This window comes from Pseudoalteromonas sp. Ld19 (assembly GCF_045064135.1).
GTDB lineage: Bacteria > Pseudomonadota > Gammaproteobacteria > Enterobacterales > Alteromonadaceae > Pseudoalteromonas > Pseudoalteromonas aliena.
Genome location: NZ_JBISHA010000008.1, coordinates 121,847 through 148,637, shown reverse-complemented (window position 1 = coordinate 148,637; position 26,791 = coordinate 121,847). Strand labels below are relative to the sequence as shown.

18 protein-coding genes are annotated in these 26,791 nt (G+C 36.7%); 11 read left to right on the top strand and 7 right to left on the bottom strand.

The annotated features are described in order from the left end of the window. Positions 1 to 56 precede the first annotated feature (56 nt). The 4 genes from ACJJVZ_RS00685 (at position 57) to ACJJVZ_RS00670 (ending at position 4,936) form a co-directional block, all read left to right on the top strand. A complete protein-coding gene (locus tag ACJJVZ_RS00685; protein WP_138586556.1) occupies positions 57 to 1,385 on the top strand; it encodes an HD domain-containing phosphohydrolase in 1,329 nt (442 codons plus the stop codon). Between the two features lie 119 nt (positions 1,386 to 1,504). Further along, positions 1,505 to 2,524, top strand: coding sequence for a ferrochelatase (gene hemH, locus ACJJVZ_RS00680; protein WP_138586557.1), 1,020 nt, complete (start codon positions 1,505 to 1,507; stop codon positions 2,522 to 2,524). 916 nt (positions 2,525 to 3,440) lie between these two features. After that, complete coding sequence (locus tag ACJJVZ_RS00675; protein ID WP_405597244.1) at positions 3,441 to 4,151, top strand: hypothetical protein; 711 nt, start codon at positions 3,441 to 3,443, stop codon at positions 4,149 to 4,151. 41 nt (positions 4,152 to 4,192) lie between these two features. Then, complete coding sequence (locus ACJJVZ_RS00670) at positions 4,193 to 4,936, top strand: M12 family metallo-peptidase (RefSeq protein ID WP_138586559.1); 744 nt, start codon at positions 4,193 to 4,195, stop codon at positions 4,934 to 4,936. Positions 4,937 to 5,249: 313 nt separating this feature from the next. On the opposite strand, the gene ACJJVZ_RS00665 is transcribed toward ACJJVZ_RS00670, so the two are convergent. After that, on the bottom strand, positions 5,250 to 6,473 hold the full coding sequence (locus tag ACJJVZ_RS00665) for an alkaline phosphatase family protein (protein ID WP_405597366.1): 1,224 nt from the start codon (positions 6,471 to 6,473) through the stop codon (positions 5,250 to 5,252). 190 nt (positions 6,474 to 6,663) lie between these two features. On the opposite strand from ACJJVZ_RS00665, the gene dgt reads away from it, so the two are divergent. From dgt to ACJJVZ_RS00650, 3 genes are all read left to right on the top strand, one after another. Continuing rightward, entirely contained in the window at positions 6,664 to 8,130 is a 1,467-nt protein-coding gene (gene dgt, locus ACJJVZ_RS00660; protein WP_138585448.1) for a dGTPase, read from the top strand. 68 nt (positions 8,131 to 8,198) lie between these two features. Continuing rightward, entirely contained in the window at positions 8,199 to 9,557 is a 1,359-nt protein-coding gene (locus tag ACJJVZ_RS00655) for a cell surface protein (RefSeq protein WP_405597241.1), read from the top strand. Between the two features lie 111 nt (positions 9,558 to 9,668). Next, a complete protein-coding gene (locus ACJJVZ_RS00650; RefSeq protein WP_405597238.1) occupies positions 9,669 to 10,496 on the top strand; it encodes a substrate-binding periplasmic protein in 828 nt (275 codons plus the stop codon). A gap of 291 nt (positions 10,497 to 10,787) precedes the next feature. On the opposite strand, the gene ACJJVZ_RS00645 is transcribed toward ACJJVZ_RS00650, so the two are convergent. From ACJJVZ_RS00645 to ACJJVZ_RS00635, 3 genes are all read right to left on the bottom strand, one after another. After that, positions 10,788 to 11,921 (bottom strand): DUF1570 domain-containing protein, encoded by a 1,134-nt coding sequence (locus tag ACJJVZ_RS00645; protein WP_405597236.1) that lies wholly within the window; start codon positions 11,919 to 11,921, stop codon positions 10,788 to 10,790. Then, entirely contained in the window at positions 11,914 to 12,261 is a 348-nt protein-coding gene (locus ACJJVZ_RS00640; RefSeq protein WP_405597234.1) for a hypothetical protein, read from the bottom strand. Before ACJJVZ_RS00640 ends, ACJJVZ_RS00645 begins: the two co-directional genes overlap by 8 nt. Before the next feature lie 203 nt (positions 12,262 to 12,464). Next, a complete protein-coding gene (locus ACJJVZ_RS00635; RefSeq protein ID WP_138586793.1) occupies positions 12,465 to 13,562 on the bottom strand; it encodes a Fic family protein in 1,098 nt (365 codons plus the stop codon). Between the two features lie 570 nt (positions 13,563 to 14,132). Between ACJJVZ_RS00635 and ACJJVZ_RS00630 the strand changes: the two genes are divergently transcribed. The 4 genes from ACJJVZ_RS00630 (at position 14,133) to ACJJVZ_RS00615 (ending at position 18,022) form a co-directional block, all read left to right on the top strand. Beyond that, positions 14,133 to 14,522, top strand: coding sequence for a type VII toxin-antitoxin system MntA family adenylyltransferase antitoxin (locus tag ACJJVZ_RS00630; RefSeq protein ID WP_007379066.1), 390 nt, complete (start codon positions 14,133 to 14,135; stop codon positions 14,520 to 14,522). Continuing rightward, complete coding sequence (gene hepT, locus ACJJVZ_RS00625; protein ID WP_405597230.1) at positions 14,515 to 14,940, top strand: type VII toxin-antitoxin system HepT family RNase toxin; 426 nt, start codon at positions 14,515 to 14,517, stop codon at positions 14,938 to 14,940. Before ACJJVZ_RS00630 ends, hepT begins: the two co-directional genes overlap by 8 nt. Positions 14,941 to 15,679: 739 nt before the next feature. Then, positions 15,680 to 15,853 carry a hypothetical protein gene (locus ACJJVZ_RS00620; RefSeq protein WP_405597227.1) on the top strand — a complete coding sequence of 58 codons (174 nt, stop codon included), beginning with the start codon at positions 15,680 to 15,682 and terminating at the stop codon, positions 15,851 to 15,853. Between the two features lie 129 nt (positions 15,854 to 15,982). Continuing rightward, the gene (locus ACJJVZ_RS00615) at positions 15,983 to 18,022 is read left to right on the top strand and encodes a DNA phosphorothioation-associated putative methyltransferase (protein WP_405597225.1); all 2,040 of its coding nucleotides are present in this window, start codon (positions 15,983 to 15,985) and stop codon (positions 18,020 to 18,022) included. On the opposite strand, the gene ACJJVZ_RS00610 is transcribed toward ACJJVZ_RS00615, so the two are convergent. From ACJJVZ_RS00610 to ACJJVZ_RS00600, 3 genes are read right to left on the bottom strand one after another with little or no spacing between them, the layout of a single operon-like run. Beyond that, entirely contained in the window at positions 17,949 to 23,360 is a 5,412-nt protein-coding gene (locus ACJJVZ_RS00610) for an FtsK/SpoIIIE domain-containing protein (RefSeq protein ID WP_405597222.1), read from the bottom strand. The two genes, ACJJVZ_RS00615 and ACJJVZ_RS00610, sit on opposite strands and share 74 nt — an antisense overlap. Then, positions 23,357 to 24,871, bottom strand: coding sequence for a hypothetical protein (locus tag ACJJVZ_RS00605; RefSeq protein ID WP_405597220.1), 1,515 nt, complete (start codon positions 24,869 to 24,871; stop codon positions 23,357 to 23,359). Before ACJJVZ_RS00605 ends, ACJJVZ_RS00610 begins: the two co-directional genes overlap by 4 nt. After that, positions 24,864 to 26,672: a hypothetical protein gene (locus ACJJVZ_RS00600; protein WP_405597217.1), complete on the bottom strand. Its 1,809-nt coding sequence runs from the start codon at positions 26,670 to 26,672 to the stop codon at positions 24,864 to 24,866. Before ACJJVZ_RS00600 ends, ACJJVZ_RS00605 begins: the two co-directional genes overlap by 8 nt. Positions 26,673 to 26,791 lie beyond the last annotated feature (119 nt).

Sequence of the window (26,791 nt, the reverse complement as noted above, 5' to 3'; positions counted from 1 at the left end):
ATATCAGTTTTAGGATCAAATGTGTTCAAACTAGGGTTACGTAACGGGGTAAAGCAATGACAAACTCAACAACACACACACCAGCTAAATATGTAGATGTTCTGTGCGTCGATGATGACGAAATTGTATTGCGTTCCTTAATGCGTTTACTCAAAACAAATGAGCTAACTGTTATTATTTCTGATAACCCTGAAAAGGCATTAAAACTTTTTGAAAACCATGAATTTGGTTTAATCATTAGCGACATGCGCATGCCACAAATGAATGGCGCACAATTTTTAGAAAAAGCCCGTGCTTTAGCACCAAACACACAACGTATTTTATTGACCGGTTATGCCGATATAGAAACAACCTTAGCGGCTGTTAACCAAGGTCAAATCAACGGTTATATTCAAAAACCTTGGCAAAACGACTTACTGCTGCGCAGTATTAATAACAGCCTCGAAAAATTTGCATTAAAAAATCAAAATAAACTATTAGAAGAACAAGTTAAAACACAAAACCAAGAACTCCTCGAGTTAAATAACTCATTAGAGCAACGCGTAGAAAAGCGTACTCAACAAATTAAACAAGTGCTAAAAAAGCTCGAAGCAGCTAACGAGCGAGAAAAACACGAACACAAAGCAACCGTTGAGCTACTTTATAATTTTATTAACGCTAATCCATACCTTGATGGGAACAAAGCACAAAATATTGCAAATACATGTACACAAATAGCGTTATATTTAAACCTATCACAAGCAAGTATAGATCTTGCCCCTATGGCTGGTTACTTAGCCCAAATAGGGCTACTTGCAATGGATCCTGAACTTTATAAAAAGCCGGTTAGTAAACTAAACGAATTACAACGTAAAACATTTTATACGCATCCAAGTACCGCACAATTAATGCTAATGCCCGCCACACATTTGCACGACTTATCGGATGCCATTTATTATCAGTTTGAACGCTACAACGGTAATGGTATGCCAAAAGGACTTGCTGGAAATGATATTCCTATTGGTGCTATGGTACTTGGTTTAGCACGCGACTACTGGGATGCATTTGAACTCAGTAATGCAGTAGATGAAAAAGATCGCCACACAAACGCATTAGAAAATGTAAAACTTTACAGTGGTACATTTTATCATCCTAAAATTGTACGCGCCTTAGAAGCCAGCCAAGCTAAAATGAGCGAGCAAAAAAGTACGGCTGGTTCAGTACTTATTTGCACAGCATCCGAACTTAAGGAAAATATGGTACTTGGCCATGCTTTACACAGCCACGCCGGTATAATGCTGCTACCTAAAGGTCATGTGTTTGTTCGTAAATCAATAGAAAAGCTTCAGCAGCTTGAAGCAAAAAAACCAACGCCCTTTAGAATAATGGTTAAAACTGCTAAATGATTGATCTAAACTAGGCTTTTATTCGTTACAATGGGCTTAAATAGTCTGATATCCATTAAAGAAGTTTGCCTCAGGCTTAACACTCATTACAAAATTAACCTAGCTTGAAGGAGCACAACGTGTCGCGATTTTCTGCCGTAACCGATAATCCCCACGACGGGCGTTTTAATCAAAAAACGGGAATATTACTTACCAACTTAGGAAGCCCCGACGCCCCCACCGCTGCTGCTTTACGAATTTATCTACGTGAGTTTTTATCTGATCCTCGCATAGTAGAAATTCCTCGTTTAGTGTGGATGATCATATTACATGGCATTATTTTGCGTGTGCGCCCTAAGCGTTCAGCAAAATTATATAAAAGCATATGGACCGAAAACGGCTCGCCTCTTACTCATATTACTCGCCAACAAAGCGTTAAATTAAATGCATTATTAAAAGAGCAAGGGTACACCAATACAGAAGTTGTTATGGCAATGCGCTATGGCAATCCGTCAATCGAAGCTGGTCTTGAAGAACTCAGAAACAAAGGCTTAACCCGTATCATTATATTGCCAATGTACCCTCAGTATTCTAGCCCAACAACAGGCTCGACGTTTGATGCTGTATCAAGTGTATTACGTAAATGGCGCTGGGTGCCTGAACTACATTTTATAAATGGGTATCATAAAAATACTCGTTATATTGAGTCCTTGGCCAATAGTATTAGCGAAGATTTAGAAGCCAATGGAATGCCACAAAAGCTGGTTTTTTCATATCACGGTATGCCTCAGTTGTTTTTAGAGCGAGGCGATCCTTACCATTGTTTGTGCCTACAAACCACGCGTTTAGTCGTAGAAAAGTTAGGCCTTGATAAAGACAACGTAATTAGTACGTTCCAAAGTCGATTTGGTAAGGCCGAATGGTTAAAACCATACACAGATGCAACCCTTGAAAGCCTTCCAAGTGAAGGAATAAAAGACGTAGCCATAATTAGCCCTGCTTTTAGCGCAGACTGCTTAGAAACTCTAGAAGAGCTGGAAGGCGAAAACCGCGAAATTTTTGAAGAAGCAGGTGGCGAAAAATACCGCTATATAGCAGCCCTTAACGACAGAGACGACCACATCAATGCAATTTTTGATGTGTTAAAACCGATGTTATAAGCGTTTATAAATAAAAAGCATTTAGCGAGTCAATTGTACCCGCTATATGCACAATCCTTTATGTCCCCCTATTCTCGCGTGAGCAAGCCCGACCCTACAACCTCTGCTTATAATTTACCTGTAGACGCAAAGCTTACTGGCGTGTAAAACGCAGTGTTTAAAATATCTTAACAATAAGAAGCTACCGCTTCTCGCGTGAGCAAGCTCTACGCCTACAACCTCTGCTTATAATTTACTTGTAGACGCGCAGCTTGCTGGCGTATAAAAACGCAGTGTTTAAAATATCTTAACAATAAGAAGCTACCGCTTTTCGCGTGAGCAAGCCCGACCCTACAGCACAAGCTTATAATTTACCTGTAGACGCAAAGCTTGCTTGCGTGTAAAAACGCAGTTTTTAAAATATCTTAACAATAAGAAGCTACCGCTTCTCGCGTGAGCAAGCCCGACCCTACAGCACAAGCTTATAATTTACCTGTAGACGCAAAACTTGCTGGCGTATAAAAACGCAGTTTTCAAAATATTAAGCACCTCTGTTTTGGCATAAACCAATCTTATGTTCATTGAAAACCGCCACTCATTATCTGCACACATATTATTCATAGCTATAAATTCGCGATATTAAAGACAAAAAAATCAACTTTATTTTCAAATTTAATTATTCAGTAAATTAGGCTTTTTAGTATTGTATTTAACTAAACAATGAAGTTCCCATAAAAACTCCAACCCAGTGTAAATACAGGAAAAAAACCAATACCAAATAATAAAAAAAGGATGGGAATAGAATAACTTTATATTAAAGAAGGGATTAAAAAATTAATTGTTACCACTTTTTGATTACATTTATTTTCTTGATCTAATCTAACTTATACTATAAAACGTAACACTCAATTAACTTAAAGCGCGAAAAGAGAAACAAATGAAGAGGTCTATTGCCTTAACCATAGCAATTTCGTTACCAGCCTTTGCTACTTATCAACTATTTGTTAACAATGATGATATTACAGAGCGTAGTGCACCAATCGCTATTGACATAGTACCGGTGAGTAGTTTGTCGGCTCAAAATACACATGCGCCTCTACCTATTGATATGAGTAACGATCCGATAATTTCGAAAGCAAGCGCGCCAACACTTCAAAATGTGCCATTTAACGAGTTTGACGCAGTGAATCGTCTTTCAGATAAAGCCAAGCAAGTACTTATAAACGCAAAGGTACTGCCTACTGATTTGCACAATGAAGCATATGTAGAGTTTGATTTAAGTTCATTACGCGCCTTAAAAACGGGCGAAAATTTTGATTTAGCCATTCCTCAAACAACCGAAACGTACACCGCCGAAGTAACGAATGTTGTAAGTGCCGAAAATGGCGATAAAAGCATATTTGGCACAGTAACCGGAGTCGACGGGCAAATGCACAATACGGTCCTAACCGTAGGAAAAAACGCCGTTTATGGCCAGTTTACGGCACCAAGCGGTAACTATGTATTTGAAAGCAAAGGCCAGTATGGCTGGATAGCGGCTAAGCGTGATTTATATAAAAGTCACATAGAACACGATGTGAGTACGCCAGAGCAAAAAACAGATAAAACCGTAGACATATTTGCACCAAAAGCAGATGACAAACCGTAAGCTAAAAAGTTAAACCACAACAAGAGTAAGGTAATACAACAATGAAAAAATTAATCACCACAACCGCTGTTGCTGCAGCATTATGTATGACAAGTATTGTACAAGCAGAAACTATCGATATTGGTATTTTATATACTGATCAATCAGCTGCGGCAACAAGCAATATTGATACAAAAATAAATCAACTAATTGCTTTTAGTAATCAGGTATATAGCCAAAACGGTGTAGACATTACTCTACGTTTAGTAGGTAAAAAAAACCTAGGTGACTACGCAGTAACACCATCAGAGCAATGGTTAAATTCAATCACTAACAGCAGCTACGTAGACGGCCTTCGTTCTGATTGGAAAGCAGATATGGTTGCAGTACTAGGTACTGGCCAAAGTGCTGGTAATGGACTTATTTCATGTGGTTTAGCGTGGGTTGGTCAAGGTACAAATGGTAACTTATATAACTCAATGAGTAATAACATGTACTCAATCAGTGCGATTGACTGTGGCGCAACCACTTTTCTACATGAGCTAGGTCACAACCAAGGTTTAGCGCATTCTCGTAGACAAGGCGATACTTCTGGTGGTGTATACACAGACGGTATGGGCCATGGCGTACAAAACAACTTTGCAAGTATTATGGCTTACCCACATGTATTTGGTAGCGCAACACAATACGACTACTTTTCAAATCCAAACTGGGCTGTTGGCGGCGTACCATTTGGCGTAACCAACGAGTCATATGCTATTCGTACTATAAAAGCGACTAAAACAAGCATCGCTAATTTTAAGTAAAAAGCTGATTGTAAAAGTGGGCTAATTACCCACTTTTACACTTTATACCAATTGTATTAAATTAGTGATTATTATAGCGATAAGAAAATAGCTCAATAACAAGGCTAAAATTATGATACATAGTTGTTCTATATAAATAATTTTTAACGTCGTTAGTAAGTTATTTAATGCGCTACAATGATCATGTTTTTAATAAAATTGGTATTAATATGCCCATTTGTTTAAGTATTCCCTTTGATTGTTCAACAATTTATACGAATGGGTATAATATATTCTTCCCTTGAGAGTGCTTCGGCGCTCTTTTTTTGCCTTACTAATGCACAATCATTTTTTGTTTAATTGCTGGCATTAACGTTTTGCCATCGCCATCCACTTTGTTTAACAATTTAAGCCCCATTACTTTTGCAAGCACCGGATAGATATCAAGGTTATTTACTTTTTCGAGGCTTACACCTTGCTTGAAGGCAGGGCCAACAGCAATAAGTGATGCCGCCATATCCTCTGTATATGCATAACCATGAGTGCCTAAGTACATTGGCTTTTTACCATTAGTAAATACCGCTGGCGCGGTCGTTTGCACCACAATATCACCTACGCGAGTACCTTTATTATAATGATATGCAGCTAATTGCGCGTCAGTTAATACAGTATAACGCCCGTTTGCTGCTTTTTGTAAACGTGCCTTATAGCCTTTAATATCGGCATTTTTAGCACCGGGTTGCGTGTAAATAAGCAAACGTGGTCCGGTGTTTTTAACTAAAAAGTTTTTATCTTGAGGAAGGGTCGTTGTATCAATGCTTTTTTCGGGGTCGATACTTGTCATCCCATGATCAGAAACAATAACTAAATTTACATCTTGCTCTAGCTTACTTAAACGCGTTTGCAACTGCCCCATTAATTCATCTAGCTGCTTAACGGCATCACGAGTTTGTGGCGCATCGGGGCCAAATTCGTGGCCCATACTATCAACCAATGAAAAATAACTTGCTACAAAACGCGGACGTTGTGCTTTTGGTAAACTTAACCACTGAATAATTTGATCAACACGTCTTTGATAGTCACTGTATTTTGAGTAGTGGTAATAGTAATCAGGGGTCATACCGTTAAATAACGCATCCGACTCAGGCCAAAAGTAAGTTGCAGATTTAAGCCCCTGCATTTTTGCCAAATTCCAAAGCGGAATCCCCTTTACCCATGTACTGTCGCCCAGCGCTTTACCCATGCTGTAGCATTCATTTTTACGCGCTTTATCGCAAAAACTATTATCAACAATGCCATGATTTACCGGCAATAATCCCGTAATAATAGAAATATGATTAGGAAATGTTTTAGTTGGATAAACTGGAATCAATTTTTGCCCACGCACACCGCGCTCTGCCATCGCTTTTAAGTTTTCTGCGCCATGCTTTTCAATGTAATCCCAGCGCAAGCCATCAATTGATACCAGCACCACGGTTTGCTCTTTTGCTGCAAACGCAGTACTACTTATTCCCACTAAAAGGCATAGCGCTATCACCTTTAAAATCCATTGCTTCATCATAATTACTCGCCTGCTTTAAAATACGTTAAATACTGAAAAATCTAACTTTATAATACAATTGGTGACACCCAAATGATACAAGCACCTGTACCTAACTCGCCTAGGTGTATATATTAACGTTTAAGTATTAATAAAGAATGACATCGCGCACTTAATTTGCCAGTCATCAATTATAAAAAGGACTACGATGACTATCGACTTTAGTAAAAAAATAACGCCAGCGCGTATGTATCGCACTACATCTAACTTACAGATGGCGCTTGAAAGCGACCGTGGTCGCATAATAAATAGCGCAGCTATTCGTCGGTTGCAGCAAAAAACACAAGTTTTTCCACTTGAGCGTAATGCAGCAGTTCGTTCGCGTCTTACTCATTCGCTTGAAGTACAGCAAGTTGGTCGTTTTATAGTGCAGCGTATTTTTGCTAATTTAAGCTACCAACAGCAAAAAGACTACGGGCTAACAGGGCTTGAACGCCCACTAGAAAGCTTAGTCGAAATGGCCTGCCTGATGCATGACATTGGCAATCCACCCTTTGGTCACTTTGGCGAAGCTGCAATTAACCATTGGTTTAATAACAACTTAGTGAGCATTACACCAATGCGTTGCCAAGAGCCTAATACCGGCATAGGCGTAGTTTTTAAACACCTTGCACTTGATATTTGTAATTTTGAAGGTAATGCTCAAGGCATACGTATTATTCATTCTTTGCAAACGCTTAATTTAACGTATAGCCAAAGCGCCGGTATTTTAAAATACACCCGTCCAGCGGGACTTGATGTAAAAAATATACCGCAAAACAAAAATTACTTAATGAAAAAAGTAGGTTACTACTACAGCGAAAAAGCCTTTGTTGAAGCATTGCAAAACGAGCTCACTATTGAGCCATATTGCCGCCATCCCGCAAGTTACATAATGGAAGCTGCCGACGATATATCGTATTGCCTAGCCGATATAGAAGACGCTGTAGAAAAGGGCATAATAAGTACCGAGTTCCTTTGCACACAGCTTAAAAATCATTATAAAAAAGCACTTATAAACCTTACAATAGACGACACCGAACATGAAAATTTTGTAGATAAAGCGGTAGATTACGCACTCGATCGCGCCAAAGCCCAGCCGTACAATTTTAACAGTGAGTTTTTTATATACCTTAGAGTATCACTACTGCACCCGCTCGTTGGCCATGCTGCAAAACGGTTTATCGAAAACATAGAGCCTATTTATCATGGCGACTTTAACTATGCCCTATTAGAAGACAGAAGCCACCTGCACGCGGTAACCAAAACACTAAAACAAGTAGCCCTTGAGCATGTTTTTTCTAACAAAGAGGTCGAAAAGCTAGAGCTGCAAGGTTACCGAATTATTAACGGCCTACTCGACTGCTATAAGCCATTACTGCTATTAAACAGCGACGACTTTAAGCGCGCATTAAACGGCGACTCACGCCTATTAATAGAATCACGCTTGGTTAAAAAGCTTTCTAAAAAACACCTAAATAGCTACCAACATGCCATAGACGCTATGCAAGAGGAGCCCGATCATTTTGCCGCCTATGAGTTTTATTATCGCTGTAGATTAATTCAAGATTATATAAGTGGCATGACTGACCAATTTGCTTACGACGAATATCGCAGCCTTATGGTAATAGACTAATCCACTCTAGATAATTTTTAATTTTGCGCTTAAAATCAAACCATTAATGTTTAAGCGCTTTTACCTTTATGATAACTTTATTTACACGCTTCACACTTTGTTTTGCCCTACTTTATAGTATTAATAGCGCAGCTTATAACGAGGCTATGTGCATACTTATAAAACAAGAAATGCAGCAACACAGTAATGATAAAACAAGTAGAAACTACCGTAATGCAGTACGCGATCACAGTAAAAACTGTATCCCTCCCAAGCAACTACAAGCACAAGTTAAAACTGTACCTATTACTGCCAAGCCAACGCCTGTAGTCGAAAAAACCAGTGAAACAGTAAATAAAAACGTAGTTAATGAACAACAAACACCCACTGTTGAGCCTCTTACCGACAATAAAAGTCAAGCCATGCTTGATGTAAAACCAGTAGTTCACAAACCACAAGCTAATCCAAAAGCGGTTATTCCAGAGCAAGGGCCAACCGTGCCAAATACCCCCATAAAACCAAACAGTACACTCACTAAAGAAGTACTCCCAGCACCTTTATCAACATTAAAACCTGCGCCAACGTTAATTCCCACTCAGCCCTCTGAGCCAGTAGTAAAAAGCACGCACTCACTTCTTTTACCTAGCTTGATACTGCTTATAGTGGTGCTGATTGCAGTTATGGCTATAGTCCGTTTGCGCCGTGCTAAGCAAAACAAAGAAACCACCGCTATTTCGAGCGTAGCGCAAACATTACAAACGCCAACAACTCCCCCATTGAATGCATCTAAAGCAAAAGTAGCCGAACCTGCAGCCGATAATATAAATAAAAAACCAACAATAAATGCCTTAGATCAAAAAAAATCAGCTATATTAAGTGAGCCAATACCGCAGCTTAATACCGCAGAGTTTGAAGCCGCAGCGAACAAGGCTGCAGCGCGTATAAAAAGTGCCAATGACTTTAATGAGCCAAAAGTTCGTAAATTTGATCCCGATGCCTTAGCAATTAACAATCCACATAAGCACGAAAGCGCAGTACGTAATGATCAAAAGAGTGAGGAGTTAGTTTCAGAGCCGGCCATCAAACCTCCTGAGTTAATACACTCACCTGCACCTAATGAAAATGCACATGCAGTTGAAAAAGTATTTGCACCGCAGGCGACTTTATTTAGTAACGAGCACGACTTTAAAGAGCCAGAAGTGCGCACTTTCGATCCTGATGCACCATTACCTGGAGTAAAAATACAAGAAAAGCCAAAACCTGTTGAACCTAACGTTGAAGCAGCAAAAATTGACAGCAGCAACCCATTTGCAAACCTATCGTTAGATCCAAGCTGGGATCCCGAATCAACCGAAAAACCAGTTATAGAAAAGAAAAAACGTACACCTAAATCACAAGCATTAATAGATGCAGAAGCGCGCGCTAAAAGCATGCAAACTAAAGAGTAGTTTACTGCGTATTCAGTTAAGCGAGTATACGGTTTAAGCATAAACTAACCAGCTTTACCAGCTATTGCTATGTTTAACTAGGGTTTATACAAAAAAGGTAAAGTTATGCTAATGGCTAAATTAAAACGCTGTATTTATGCTATGCCTTTATTGTTAATGGTTTTTATGAGTTATTACAGTCACGCGATTGAGGTAGAAAATCAGGCTGCGACTAATAACCTTAAAACCCTGCAAATTAGCGCAGGTGAATGGCCACCATTTTTAAGTGAATCGTTACCTTATAAAGGCGTAATTGCTCACTTGATCACTGGCGTATTTGCACAAGCCAATATTGAGGTCAGCTTTACATTTTTACCTTGGCCGCGCGCCTATCACGACACCCTTAATAACAAATACGCAGCCACCGCAGTGTGGATGTTTGAAAAAGACCGCGCACGCCACTATTTATATAGCGAGGCGGTACTAAATGAACGGTTTGTATTTTTTTATCAAAAACAGCGGCAGTTTAGCTGGTACAAACTCAGTGATTTAAAAGGTCTACTACTAGGAGGCGGGCTCGGCTACAGTTATGGCAAAAAGTTTGATAAAGCAATTGAAGAAGGCTTATTTGAAATATCGCGCGTAAGTACAACAGAGCAAAATTTTCAGCGTTTAGTGATGGGCCGCATTGACGCTTTTGCCGAAGAGCAAAATGTAGGCTATCACACCCTAAATACCAAGTTGCCTGAGCTTATTGATACTATTAGTCATCATCCAAAGCCAGTGTTAGTAAATCAAAGCTTTTTATTATTCCCAAAAAATAACCCAAGCAGCGAAAAGCTATTAGTTATTTTTAACCAACAGTTAGTAAAGTTTAAGCAAACAGGCCGTTACCAAGCGTATTTTGATGCCCTAGAAAGCGGCGCTTATAAATCACTTATTAGCGTCGAAGTAGAGTAACACCACATAGAACATTTAAACGCCTCTCACGTGAGCAAGCTCTACGTCTACAAACAAAGCTCACCTAATCACCTGTAAATAACGAACTTACTCGCGTATACAAACAAAGCCAACCTAAACACCTGTAGACGCCAAGCTTGCTTGCGTAAAAAGCGCAGCTTTTAATTTGTAGGTATGATCTAACATCACGCTTTATTTTAATTTTAAATCACTGCGGATGAGGCATTTATAACGCAAATCCAAACCCAATTTCCATCCGTCCACTCACCTTATCAATACACTCCAAACAGGTTAAAAATTATGTACTTTAAAAGGTATTTTTAACCACTGAGAATATTCACGTTTAAGATTTGGTAATTGTGTATACAACATCTTTTTTAATTTTTGTTCAGACAACTTGCTACACGGTGACTGTTGCTCAGCAAGCATTATATTTTTTAGTAAAGCTCTCCCTGCCTGTGTATCCATTAAAAAATAAATAGCAGCCCAGCTACTTGCATAAAGTTTGCTGTTGTCGCCTTTTTGCCACGTATCCTCCAAGCCGATTAACCAATTAATTGTGAATACACTTTTAGCGATACTGCTATTTGTTGTCCACGACCTATTTGGCTCTACAACAGCCGTTTGCATATTATTTTTAGTCAGCTCAAAGTACTCAGCAAACCCCTCATTTAACCATCTTGGTGTATAACCTAACACAGCCTTATTAATAGCATGCACCGCCTCATGAACCGACGTGCGCATTGCACTGTGTGCATTATCATAGTGAATAAAAGCAGAATTACTCGCGTGAAAATACATACCCGCAGTGTTTATAGGCTCACCACCGCGTTGCTTTATTGCGGCCTCGTAAGCACGGCGCTTAGCCAATACCGTTAAATTCAGCTTTACCTTTTTAAGTGCATGTACACCAATAATTTGGCCGTACACCTTAAATACTGTGTTAAGTTTAATGCGTAGCTCTTGATTAAACGACGACGGTAAATTAGCCGTTTTTAAGGTAAGCTCAAAGTAGTCAAGTGGTTCAGCAAAACCTGTACTGTAGGTCGCTACTGCAAAGTCAGGTTTTTTATCACTAAAATGCGGCACACCGTCACTGTCTGTCCACGTGAATATATCGCCATTACGTTTATATTTAACCTCACCTAACGATATATCTGCGCAGCGCGTATTGTTAGCCTGAAATAAATGATTATCGGCAGATGCTAACGTTTTTTGCATCGTCGTTGTGCTTACTTTTTTAGACTGTTTTGTGTTTATAGGCTCAGTCACTATCTGCAACGCTAAACTGTTATATATGCGTTTAACCTCACCAATTGGGTCATTATAATTAAATACCCGCCCAGTAAAATGATTAGCAATGAGCGCCGAGGCAACCAGCAACACAAAAAATACAAACACCACGCGTAATTTTGTTTTAAACATATTTATGAACGCTCTTTCCACTGTGCAAAGACATGTTTGATACTTTTTGATTGAGTAACCAATTGCTATTAGGCGTACGAGTTGGGGTAGAAGAAGTAGCCTGATAAGCACTGCCACTCTTTTTAGGCTTACTGCAGTGATTGGCAAGCAAGGTAAATAAAACTTTATCGCGTGCAATTAAACGCTCACCTTCTTTTGTGCTGTAGCCACTTCTAAATTTCGATCGAATAGCTTTGCGTTCTTTTTTAATGCTATCGCAATGAGCTTGGGAGTACGTCTCATCAGCATATAGTTCTGTAGCAAATACTGTGGTTAAAATTAGTAAAATCCATTTAATCATTGTTAATCCGTTAAATTAAAAAGCTTAAAAGAGTGTACCTATAAATGTTTTAAAGTACATCAAGATTACTCGCGCGAAAAGTGCAGCTTTTAAATTATAGATAGGAGTTTGCTGCTCGCTTTGAATTTAACATTTAACAGGGCTAGTTCAATTTAAAACACCTATTTGCCTCAAATAGTGAGGCAAATAGGTGTTTAATTGCCTCATTGGGCAACCTTGTAACGTGTACTGCGCCCACCTGCGGCGGTTTTTATTATGAATCCAAGCGTTTGCAAGTCCGATAAATGGCGTGTTGCGGTTGCACGGCTAACCTTAGCCACTTTTTGATACTGACTCGCACTAATACCCTGTTCAAATTGGCCATCAAGTAACTTATTAAGCACTTTTACTTGCTGCTCACCTAACTTTGTTTGATCTTTACTTGCCCAGTAATTGGTTTTAAAAATTGTTTGCTCAATATTATTAAGCGTATGGTGTATCGCATTATTGAGCGTACGTAAAAACCACTTAATCCACTTTGTAATACAAAGCTCTCCACGCTGAGTTGCTTCAAGCACTTCGTAGTAGCTTTTTCTGTCTTCTAAAATAGCCACCGACATAGCGTAAAACCGAATTGACTCAGCATGTTCTTGCGCTAATGCCAGGTCGGTTATAAGCCGCGTAATACGCCCATTACCATCCTCAAGTGGATGTATTGTTACAAACCATAAGTGTGCGATAGCTGCCCGAATAAAAGGGTCTATTTGAGGTTCATTTTGCGCTTTGTTAAACCAGTTAAAAAATAGCGAAAGTTCTTTATTTACTCGCTCTTTAGGAGGCGCTGTAAAATGTAATATCGGTTTATCTAAGCGCCCCGACACCACTTGCATTGGCTCGTCACCACGCAATTGCCCGCCTTCAATTTTAGTAAACAAGCTTTGCTCACCTGCAAACAATAAGCGATGCCAATTAAGCACTCGCTCTAAATTAAGCGCTGAGCCTGTGTTATTTATCGCATCAAGCATAATCTCTGCAAGATTATCGCTTTGCACAGTTGTTGGGTAAGGCTGCTCATTAATATTGAGCTTTTTTGCAAGTGAAGACCGAACCGAAAATGCATTAAGCTTTTCGCCCTCAATCGCACTGGAGTGAATAATATTTGCAAGTAAGGTATCAAGGGCCTGCTGCTTTTGATGAGCAGTTTGCACGCCCATACGCCCTACTAATAAACCTTGATTATATGAAAGCTCCCTTAGTAAAGGGGCAAGCGCCGCATCATCCCACGTAAAGTTTGGCCAGTTTTGCTGTTGCCATATCCACATAGTCTTTATGTCCTAAAATTAATTAGCTTCAGTCTACGCCAATTATTCGCCTCATACAATGAGGCGAATAACGGAGTTAATTGCCTCATTACTTTTAAGCGCTACACAGAGAATAAATAAACAAGCAATTTAAAACGAGGTGTAAACCTCACCTATAATAATTTAAACACCACATTCAACAAAACCGTAGGTGCGATTTTACATAGCGATTTTGGTTTTAATTTATTTTTCAAACCTAAATAAACGCATCCATATTTGGTAATTGTATTATTTGCTCACTCAGCTTATTTGCAACTCTATTAATTATTTTTATGCATAAATCAATGTGGGCTAATTCAGAAGTAAATAAGTCATTTTTGAGTTTAAATGTATATTTATCGTCCACAAGTTAACTTTGCCTTATTTATAAATAATAGAATCTAAGCTTCATCAATAAAATATAAATTACTTAAGCTCATCTAAGCAACTGCAGATGCCCAGCTTGCTATTAAATAAAACTAATATCAATTTTAATGTTCACTAGAAAACTGATAGGTTATTATTACTGTTTTTATCAATGGTTAGTTTTTCGTGGCAAATGAAGTTATACAGAAAATAATTAAGTACTTGCAGCAAAACACCGACATTGACGTGGTTTGGTTATATGGCTCCCACGCAAAAGGGACAGCCCAACCCCATAGTGACATTGACTTAGCCGTAGCATTTAAAAACTTTGATCTGGAGTTCTTTGATAAGCGCCTTAGACCAAAAGAGCTTGAGCTTGAAATAAGTAATGCACTCAACCTCAATGAGCAACTTGTTTCTATTATAGATATAAATATTATTCCAAGTTATTTAGCTTTCAACGTTATTGAGTATGGAAAAATAATTATAAGTAATAATAGTGTTAGAGCGATGAAAGAGCAGCAGCGTATTTATAGCCAGTTTGAATTTGAAACCATAGCGAGTAAACATGACTGATACCGGAATTACACTTTATTTAAGTGAAGTAACACGCCATATTGACGAATATATGCAAGAACTCGACGAACTCAGTCAAATCGATTCACTTAATAGCAGAGACTACCGAGCTGCAGAGCGATTACTACAGTTAATGACCGAGGTGTGTATTGGTTTATCAAAGCATTGGCTAAAGCAGCACAAAAGTAGTACCAGTAGCAACGCCTATCAAACATTTAGCGAACTTACTAATTTAGGCTTTTTGAGCGAGGCAGAACTACTGTCATGGCGTAAAATTATAGGCTTACGAAATGCACTTGTTCACGATTACTTAAATATTGATCAAAGTATTGTAAAAACAGTCATTAAAAAGCAACACTACATAACTATGCACGTATTTAGCATTAAAGCGATTACAGAGCTAAAAAAAGGTTCATAAATACAATCTCACCTACAGTAATTTAAGCACCGCGCTCAACAAAAGCGTAGGTGCGAATTTACTTCGCACTTTGGCTTTTAAACAAAGCTCACTCAAACACCTGTAGGCGCAAAGCTTGCTTGCGCGAAAAGCGAAGCTTTTAAAATAATTGACTTAATATCGCGTTGGCGATGGCAACCAAAGAAAGACAAGCGCCGATCTCTCTTTGGAGTCACACGGCGCCCCTCAATTTCACTTATCTTTAAACAAATAATTAATATGAACATAAACGCGATGAAGGCACAACTTTCACACCCCTTTACGCTGCCCAGTTCGGGTACCCATACCCTCTCGTTCAAAACTACGTTTTTCACCCATTTGCAAGCATCGCTTTCCTCGAATCCATGCGAGGTAATTACTCATTAATTATGTGTTTTGCAGGTGAAGGGGGAAATGTCTTAGCAGCGGCCTTAAAATTGGCTGTAGGCGCAAAGCTTGCTCGCGCGAAAAGCGAAGCTTTTAAAATAATTTACTTATATCGCATTGGCGATGGCAACCAAAGAGAAGTAACCGCCGACTTCTCTTTGGAATCTCTCGGCGCCCCGAGGGTCACATTATTTCCTCAATTTAAATTACTCATCATTAATTTAATTTCGGGTGTGATCACGGGGGAATTGCCTAAGCTGTCGCGTTTAAGCTAAATTTGTCGATGTACTTAGAGTTAGGTATATTAAATTCATACATAATTTGAGTAATTTTAATGACTAATCAAGAACAAGAAGACAAGTGGCTTTCAAGTAAAGAAGCTATGAAGCATTTAAAAATATCAGCATGTACATTAATGCATCGCCGTGTACGCGGGGATCTAAAATTTGAAAAGCGTGGTCGTGCGTACTTTTATTATGTTGAAACAAAAATTCCAATATCAAAATAGTAAAAACCTAAATCTATAAATTTAATGAATGTTTGTTGTGGTTTTATATTTTATGTATATTAATTTATAAGCACTTGAGCTAACACAATAAGATTCAATCTTCGACCCTACAAATATAATAAGAAAACTATGAACGCAGAGCAATTTAAGCAACTTGTAAAAAAAGTAAAAATAGCAAAAAAGCTACCTGATGCAATTTATTTCCATAAAGATGCATTTGCTGATGCACCTGCCGATTTAGTTAAATTTATTAAAGTTGTTGCGCAAGCTTTAAAGGTTGATGAATCCGATTTCGACTTAATCAAGCTGTTTAAAAGTGACTTTAGGCTTTCACTATTAAGCTACCCAACATTTTATGAAGACTCTTACCCCGCATTAAAGCAAAGCGTTACAGTAGATTTAGCAAAACTTAGCCATAGAATAACTAAATACAATAACAGCGAAAATCCACCTATTTTACACCGAAAAGAAACCATGGTTTCACCCGCTAGTAAGTATTACCAATTATTTTGTGACCTAACTTCTGAAGGTGAGCAAGCAGGCTTATACGAAAACACACGTATGATCGGCTTTAGAGGCTCGTGGGAGCGCTTGATTGCTAAAAAAGGGTATGAGCTAGTTGATGGTCGTTTGTTCCGTAGCTCTGCCGTACAAAGCCCTGATGATGATGATAAAACAATAGATCGGCATTTAACGGCTATTGTACGACATGAACTTTCAGCTCCTTTAAAAACATTAGCTAAAAATGGCTTTTTGAGCGGCGACTATTCAATATTTGATTATGGGTGTGGCAGAGGTGACGACTTACGAGAGCTTGAGGCGCACGGGATAGATGCATTAGGTTGGGATTTAAACTATCGTCCTGATGCTGATAAAGTTATTTCTGACATTGTTAACATTGGTTTTGTAATAAATGTAATAGAAGACCGAGATGAACGAATAGAAGCATTACTTGGTGCATGGGAGCTTACACAAAAGCTGCTAGTTGTTTCTGCAATGTTAGGGAACGAAACGCTGATAAGCCAATTTCAACCATACAAAGATGGCGTAATTACGAGTCGTAACACCTTTCAAAAATACTACACGCAAGCAGAGCTTAAAGCATTTATAGAAATGAGCGTTGATGAAAACGCCATTGCTGTTGCACCTGGTATTTATTATATATTTAAAGATAAGCAGCTCGAACAACACTTTTTACAAAACCGTCATAAACGTGCTTATAAATGGCAGCACCTAACAGCGCCAGAACCTGTTAATGAAGAACAAGCGCGAATTTTATTTACACAACACCAGCAACTTTTTGAATCGTTTTGGTTAACATGCTTAACGCTTGGCCGCTGCCCAGCAAACAATGAGTTTGCGCAAAGTGACAAAATAAAAGAAGTCATTGGTTCAAATAAAAAAGCCCTGCAACTTGTTTTAAAATGGTTTGAAGAAGACGAGCTAACGACCGCCGAAACAATGCGTAAAGAAGATTTACTGCTTTACTTTGCTCTTGCTATGTTTGAAAAGCGAAAGCCTTACGCCCAACAACCTGAAGATTTAAAGCGTGACATAAAAGCATTCTTCGACACTTACAAAGTAGCGCAACACCAAGCCACTGAACTGCTTTTTCAAATAGCAGACAGTGCACTAATTGAATCATTGTGTATAGAAGCTGAAAAGTTATTACCAGCAGGTAAAATTGACTTTGAAAATGAGCAGCCTCATGCGCTAACGCTACATAAAGACTTTATCACCTTGTTACCACTTGTACTGCGCGTATATATTGGCGCCGCTCTGCAGATGTATGGTGAACTTGATGATATTCAGCTTATTAAAATTCACATACATTCAGGTAAAGTCACACTACTTGGATATGAAGGTTTTTATGACTCCCCTCTTCCACAGCTTAAAGAGCGTGTGAAAATAAAAATGGCAGATCAAGATGTAGACTTTTTTGATTACATTATTAAGGAAAAGCGCCCACTACTTCTTAATAAAATTGATTATATCGACGATACATTTGAAGATTATAAAAAACAAAAGGCGTTTAATAAACGCCTTCGGTTAGAACTCGGTAACTCCAGCAGTACTGGTGATTTTTTAAATCAAGCTAGTCTGTATGCGATGTTAGAGACGAATCGTATGTTTTTGAAAGGTTATCGCTTCTATCATTCCAATAAGTAATAACTAGTTCAACAAGTTCATCAAAGATATGAGGCTCCGTAAATCCTACTTGAATTGCATGAGTTTCGCCTTCAGTTTTCACAATTCCATGACCATAGCCTAACAAGTTTTCGGCTCCTGACTCACCTAGTATTATTTCTGAATTTTGATCTCTATCTACCTTAAGAGCTATCTTTGTATCTAAATTTGCCCTTAATAGGGGAAAGACCACATCAGCACTAGGACGCTGTGTAGCTAAAACTAAGTGCACCCCCGCAGCTCGTCCTTTGGAAGAAAGTCTAACAATAATGTCTTTGGCTTCTGCTTTAAAATCATTATCTAAGATCCAATCCGCCAATTCATCAAAGAAAACAACTTCTCTAGCCATCCTGTCATTTGGATACTTTCTATTATAAGCCTCAAAGTCTTTCAGCCCTAGCTTCATTAAATTTTTATAACGCTCATTCATTAAATTTTCTAACTCTTTAAGCCTCGAAACCGCATCATCTTTATCCAGAACTACGGGGTGGGCGAGATGCGGAGTATTTGAGTAAGCTGCAAATTCAACTTGCTTAGGATCAAAAAGTCTTAAATGTAAATTATTTGGCGAATTTGTCATTAGGAGATCAATAATCATATTATTCATCAATATAGACTTACCTGACTTAGTTTGACCACCTATTAATGCATGGGGGCTTGCTCCATCGAGTTTAAAAAACACTCCGTTTTCGCTATATTCATCCTGACCCAACATAATTTTATTATTAAAATCTTTTTTGATAGTGTTAATTCTAGAAGCCAAAGTTGAGTTAACCAATTTACCAAAATAAACAGTTTCTCTCTTTTCTCGATTGAAGACCAAAACCATTATTCCTGGCGCAGGATAAACCTGACGTAAAGACAATCCTACAACAGATAAAAAGTTATCTTTTAATTTCAGAACTTTGGACGGATTAAGATTTACGTCACCATGAAGTTTTATAACAATAGAATTAGGAGTAACTAACGTATCTGCAAAATTTGAAGGCAAATTTGCATGACCAAATATTTTTCTTATATTCGCCTTTATTGTAGAAATATCTAATTCTTTTATTTTCTCATGGCTAATGTTAGTTTCTAGAAAATCAACACAAGTTCTAATTAACTGCAAAGCGTCACTATCATGTGAAATAAGTTCTTTCACGTTATTGGCTGAATTCATACTTTCAGTGGTTTCAGTGGTTTCAGTGGTTTCAGTGGTTTCAGTGGTTTCAGTGGTTTCAGTGGTTTCAGTGGTTTCAGTGGTTTCAGCAGGACTATCTGTTTTAAGCACACTTTCTACATTATTTTTAAGTGAAACATCTATATTCGTTGATAAGTCTGATTCTGCTGATAATATTTTAGATGCTCTTTCGCTATGGTCATCAGTAAGGCAGTCTTGATGTTTCCTATTTAACTTCAACGGAGTAAATTGATAATTATTGAATAAATCTATGGTCTTACCATGATCTAGTATCGATTCAAAAATAGATTTTGTGTCATCCGTACTAACCTTCAATTGAAGTAAATGTTTACTGTCGTAAACAGGATTAGAGGTGGTTTCCATATGAGCATTGTCATAATGAAATACTACAGAAATTCCAGAAATGTTTATTTTAACTTTACTTTTATCCAAAGATATCAAGTCTTCAAACTCAAACTGATTAGGAATAAATTTAAAGTGACCTACGATAAATTCATAAAATTTATTTAACCAGTATTCAAAATCTAGATCTTGTGAAGAACTGAGCATTGAAGCTATCAAATCAACTGTAGATTTGATTTGTTTACACGACTTAGTAGATTGATCATCAGAGCCTTTAGTTAATTTAGATTCACTAATTATCAAGTTAATTGCTGCTGTACCGTTTTCACCTTTTGAAATGTAAATTCCTAGTAAGTCAGAAATATAATTCACCGTTCGCCCAATTGATTTAAATGCATCATCTTCAATTGATGATTTAAACCAAGTTAAGTAATCATCTAAGTGAACCCAGAAAATTGGTGATACTTTATCTTCCCGTTCATAAATAGCCTCTAGAAGAGAAGCAGCGCCAGCGGTTCCAACTAGATCGTGGGAGAAGTTTCCATTTCCTACGGACCTAAGTAATGTATCACTGCTAAATGAATTCGATAAAGTAAATATTTCCTCTACTAAAGCAGGTACTTTATCTGGATGAACCAATTGCCACGATCTAAGGTCAGTATTTAAGTTTTTAGTAATATACTGAGTTTCCTTATCTGTAATAATAGCGAGGGAACGTTTACTTCCCTCACCTTGTATATACCTTAAGACCCTTCGGTTATTCGGTGTTTCTTCATTACTACATGCAGATAAAGTCTCTTTGCTCAATAAGAAATCATAAATAACTAACCAATTACATTTATTTAATCCCTTTGAAATTTCCCCCTTCAATCCAGTTTGACTAACTTCCCTACAAAAAGAAGAGTTTTCATCCAAATTATTTGACTTCATGAAAGCAGAGTGGAAAAGTTTCCCTGTACTATCTAGAATATGATTATTCATAGAAAATTGTGTTTTTCTAGAAACAGGATCTGAAGGTACTTTTCTAGAAGAACAGAACTCCCAATTCAAACCTTTGAATTCTTTTTCTATATACTTAGGTGGGACAGCAGCAATTTTATTATGGGAAAATAAAGGATCAAAATTATAAATTAAATCTATTTCACCGTCTTCAATTTCATTAATATTGCTTACTATTTTAATAGTGATATTAGAATCTACTTTTGCAGAATCAAAACTTTCACAAACAGTTTGATAAATTGAATCAAGTGCACCTCTATTACTACAATTAAATGCTAATGAAATAGACAGTTCTTCCTCATGATTATCAGAAATCTTAAGAAGTTCATCATAAACAGCTAAGAGGTGTTGATATGAGAATAAGCCTATACATAAAATTTGTAGATGGTGTCTTTCGTTAGGATAAGTTTCTAAAAACTTGAACGCTGTAGCATTAATTACTGATTTTATTTCAGCATCACTTATAGCATTTTTCGAAGTGCTTAACTTACCGAATTCAAAATACCCTGAATTTGATTTTGTAGAAACTAAATCCTCAAAAGTGTTCTCTTTTGTTTTCTTTAAATAAAAACTTTTTCCATTATTTTCCAATAGCTCTTTGAATAATTTTGCTAGTACACCATCACTTTTATTAGCAATACTCAGCGTTCTTTCTTTATATTGCTTAGCTATGTTATTCAGCATCGAGTTTCTTTTAAATTGTGCTAAAAGACTGAAAGGGGACCAAGGCAGGTAAACATTATAATCTGAATTCTCAGTGATGTTAATTGTATGAGCAGAAATCAACTCATAAACTAACTCGTTGGATTTTTCCTTATTAATATTTAATGAGTTAATACCATTAAGAAGAACTTTTAGAGCTTGCTCTAGTTTTGTAAAACTTCCACAAATGGGATGTTGAAGAAGCTCTTCGATAGAGTTTAACCACTCTGTTGTAAAGCTTTGGTAACTAGCCTGAATAAAGTCAAACTCTTCATTATTAAGGTATTTATGGTTTTTAAGCTCAGATAACAGATCAAAAAACAAAGTAGATTCTTTATCCAGCTTTCTCACTACAGCACCCTTTTTCATACTTGTGCTTACAGCTAAAAACATATGGATATTATCAATTGTTGGTATATTTTCAGATCTTTTTATAAAAAGTGGATCTAAAGATAATGAGTGCCTATGAAAGAATCCTTTACGACCTACGACTTTCGCAAAATCTAAATATTTCGAAGACTCAAATCCCGAAGGATTAAAAACCCACTTTAACTCCCAACTATCTATCGGAGTCTCATCCTCTTGTGAACGTCTAATAATTCGAAAATGAAGCTCATTAGCAGCTTTTCCATCACTAAACTTTCTGTTCTTACTATCAACAGAAGATGCAAACTCGTTATTAAACGCCTTACCAAATTTAACTTTAAAGTTATCACCAAACTTTGACCAAAAGTCCTCTAAGTCTTTATATTCATTATTAAAGTAATTTAAGGCATACCAATTTTTTCTTTCTAAGCTTTTTCTCGTTCTATCTTTTGCTAAACTTAACTCTACAATGTCATCACCAATATCTTTTAATAATAGAGATTTTGATAAGACACCTAAGACCCCTTCAATCAAGTCATTACATACATTTGCTTTTGAGTTAGTTATCTCTTTAAGCCAAGCTTTATCTAATTTAGAACTTTCTGATATATCCTTTGAATAAATAAAATAAAACTTTCGTAATTCATTTATATCGGGCTTTTGTGCAGGTTTATCAACTAAACTCAACAGCTCAGTAAAATCTTCTGGCAGAGGAATATCATTATCAGCAAAAAAGGAAATTGTTTCTTCACCTATATAAAATTTAGGTTTAACATTTTTTGCTTGAAGGACTGAACCGTATGGGTATAAACAATCAAAATTATTTTTCAGCTCATCTCTTTGTTTCTTTTCATCGGTTCTATCTCCTTGATAGTATGCTTCAAAATATTTATCTACTGTTTCACAGAATTCATTGAAATCATTATCACTCTCCCTAATGCTATTTAAATTATCTTTAATTTCCTCAAGCTCAACTTCTTTATTTTTATGAATAGCTCTCCAAAATTCGATATCTTTCAATAAAGTTTTTGTGACAATACTTCTAAAAACACTTCTATATGTACTACCAGAAGTTTTTAAAGGTAGAAAGTCACTCAGCCTATTGATACCACCAAGATTAATACAACTTTTCCCTAAGGCATCATAAAACAACCCATCTTTTATAGTTGCCTTAATTACACCCTCTATGAATGCATTTATTTTATCAATTTCAATAAATGGTCTGTTGCTCCATTTTGAATTTGTTAATTCGGAGACAAATCTGGCTAACTCTTCAATATATTCATCTATAAATGCTTGACCATCTTGTTGTTGATTTTTAGCTAGTTCTACCCATCTTTTTAGTTCTGTTAGCTCAAATACAGTGCTCTGATCAATGCCCGAAACTTGCTCAAGAGTTGGCTTTATTTCAGCAATAAACATTAAACAGAAAAAATCTCCTTCTCTGTTTCTTTCATGTGCAAGGTCAGCAAAGGTATACTTTTTAACATCAATATTCTGATAGTGCTCGTGGTCTTCTACAGCAATAATGAAGCCGTCAGGAGAGCCTATCTCAACAATAGGAAAATCACCAGATTCACTAATATTTAAAAGAATTTCTCGAACTAATCTCGTGTCAAATTCTTTTAAAATTAATCGTCCAGGGATACCATTACCACTATTTGAATTTCGCCAATCGTTATATTCTTTCTTGATTATCTCATAAAAATACTTTGCTAATGACCTCATACCGAGTCCTCCCTGTACGGATTAATTACGTAACTACATGCGTCAGATAAATGTCTTAACATTCCCATTTGATAGAGTAAACTCGCCAAGTTTTTTGAATTTCGATTTAAATCCCTCTGAATTAATTCACGCTCATTATCGGGTGAAATATCTACATAGATTGAATACTGAACTCTTAGCTGTTTAACAAAATTACTAAATTCTACTCGTTTCTCATTTCCAAGAATGGTAACTACAAGCGAGTGTAGAAAATCTTCAGTTAAAACATATCTATAGCTACGAGTATTCTTTTTTGACAAAAAGCCAACTTGTTTAAAACAAACATTAGAGTAATTTGAAATATGACTAGCCAAATAGGACTCAGCGTATGACAACTCTTCCTTAGATTTGTTTACCCTCTCCGCCTCTTCTTCTGAATCTATAACGTCTTGGTACAAATCTATTATTTCATCAGCCCGGAGAGTGAGGCTTCTTTTTAATTTATTACGCTGTGCTGAGATACTCTGAATAGATGATTTTCGTATACTGTTAGTCGCCTTAGAAAGTACCTCGACCAGGTAAGAAGGTTTTTTCAATTCAGTCGGATTTGGGGATTTATGATAAGTTTCACCAATAGATAAAACATAATTACCAATGTGATAGCCGACCATATCAATCATAACTTTTACTTTATCTAACCTTTCTAGTTCAAGTGACAATACCTTTGAAAGATCATTCGCAAAGTCTGTGAAAATAGATAGCTTTTGGTAAGGTAAAAAACCTAGGTCTTTTCGGCTTTCCTCACGTAATTGAATCCTTTCTTCTTCACGCACTAAAAGGTTCGCTAGTTTTGCGAACGAGTTATCCTGTTTATCTAGCCATAGCTCAAAATATTTTTCTAACTCTCCACAAACTTCAGTTCCTGCTCTACAAAGCATTAAATACGCTAATTCACCGCCCCGACAAAAGAACCTTCTGTCTTCCGTTGACTTCCTATTATCAAAATCGCACCAAATATAGTCAGATGAAATAGGATAAATAAACTTTGATGTCCATCGTTTATTTGATAATGGGTCAAAAGTTAACGAGCTTAAAATTTTTATAGCGTTGTAGAAGCTTTCAAAAGAAGAAAAGCTGCTTTTCAAATGCTCTATATCCTCATTTTTAAATTGGAATAACTCTTTATCTTCCCTTGTAAGATACTCGAATTGACGCTCCCACCGCTCTTCCTCAGAAAAGTCTGAGTGCATAAGTGTTTCTAATATTTCATTCTGATAAATTAACTTTCTTAGTTTAAAAAACTGCCTATGTTTAAAATATAGAGTTTTATTTTCTGAGGAGAAAATTGAGTTTATTAGCCCTGCGCGTTTAGCCTGTAGTTGGCTTTCAATAACGCACAATAACTCAAAGAAAATTATTGAAGGTGTTTGATCTGTTCTGAATCTATGCCCCCACATATTTTCAATAATTGGAATATGCTTGATGCCGTATTTTTTCATCAATTCTGAAGAGTATGTGTGTAAACTATCCATGATTCACCTTTAGGGTTGAGGTTCTAAACTCTCCATCCTTTATCGTATAAGTTTCAATTCTTTTCCCACCTAATTTACTAGTATTGCTAATTTGTGATGCTAATTTCGATCTAAAAATTAGTAGTTTTTTGTAAAGTCTGGGATTGGTTGTGTTTGGGGGAGACCCCTTAGATACTCTGTATAAAAAGTCAAACAACTCAACAGTCAAAGAAAGCTTCAAAGAAGTATTCCTATCAATATCAAATACAATAACAGGTTCAATTCGTGATCCTGTCAACTCAAAATCGCCTTTTACTTTAGTAATATAAATATCCCTGTCTCTTAGTTCATCTCCATGGAATATTGATATAGGCGTTATGGAGCCTTGATCTTTTTCTGGTATATAAAGTCGATCTTTACCTGTATTTTCAGAAATATACCTCCCATGAAAGATTCTATTAAGTGCTAATACAATGAGGGAGATTAAATCAAGATTATGGCAGTGTTCGCTTTCTTGAAGCTCATCAAATACCATATTTTTGAAGTATGAAAAACTAGAAAACTTTTGTAAGCTGAAGGCCTTATCATCACCATTTTGATAACAATAAAGTTGGATTCTAGAGCGCCTAACAATTGCTCCCCATAATTCAGCATCAATATCCAACTCAGTAGCTTTTTTGGAATTTAATAAATCATTAAAATCATCTAGAGGTATTACAATTTTTCTTTCTGATTTTTTTTTAAGGTAGTTATCCCAATGGTTTGTAGATAATTCCCCGAACATTAATTTATTGATTTCAGAGTATGGTCTTGCATTATTCATTTTGTGTGGGCCAAGATTCATTCCCCAAAATCCAACTTCTACTGTTGATTCATAATCCAAATTTTCAAAAGAGTTAACTCTACTAACTCGATTACAATTAAAAATAGGATAATTGGTATCTTTCTTAGTTGCTCTTAAGTGTTTAGCCTTTGGAGTAGATGCCAAAATTGTATTGGTTGCTAAATTTAATAACTCCCTAATTGTAAAGTGTTCGTTATTTAGCTGAAGTAATAGAATGATATCACTTAGATTATCTCTGATGTTTCTCTGAGTTTTTAAAAGGTTATATTTGTTGTAAATTGGGCAAATAGCATCGATAGCCCCTTCACATGAATTACAGCCCTCCCAACCAGGGTGGTTGATAATTTCGTCTAAAATTAGAGAGAAATTTTCCTTGGCATTAAGTTTAGATAAGTTAATAAGCTTAATCAGATCTTGTTGCTCACAATTACTAAAACCAAGATTAATTTTATCCTCAATGATCTCTTTTAGCTGAATCGCTCTTTTTTCTGTTTCTTCATTTTGTGAGTCTAAGATAAAATTGTCGATCTCCTCGACTAAAATTCCATCATTAACAGCAATTAGTATGGGTTTACTCGAAGCTCCATTTACTAAAACATTTAATAGCTCTTGTATTACTAACGACTTCTCATGTTGTAATTCTGAAAAATCCTTAACAATCGTCCTTTCTGAAGAACAAAAATAGCTTTTAGCGTTCCATTTATCCTCATCGAAAGAGTCACCATCGATTTGTTTTACAATATCTCTGCATAGCTTTGTTTTTCCATCACCAGCGGTGCCTGTAAGAATTATAACTCCTTGAGCATCTTCGGATTCAAACTGCTGTGTAATTTGTTTTTGCCATTCAAATTGTATATTCAAAGGCTCATCAAGACCCAAGCTAGATGCAACCTTTCTAACATATTCATCTTGAATTTGATTCTTTCCCTGACAATATCCTTCTAGATATTTAATCCACTTATTTTGCTTCCAAACCATAACAATCCCTATCTCAATGCTAAACTTTTATATTAACATACCTAATATAACGCCATGAATATACTAAATTAATCACTCAAATATTTAAATCAAAAAAAATCACACAAATGCTGTACATA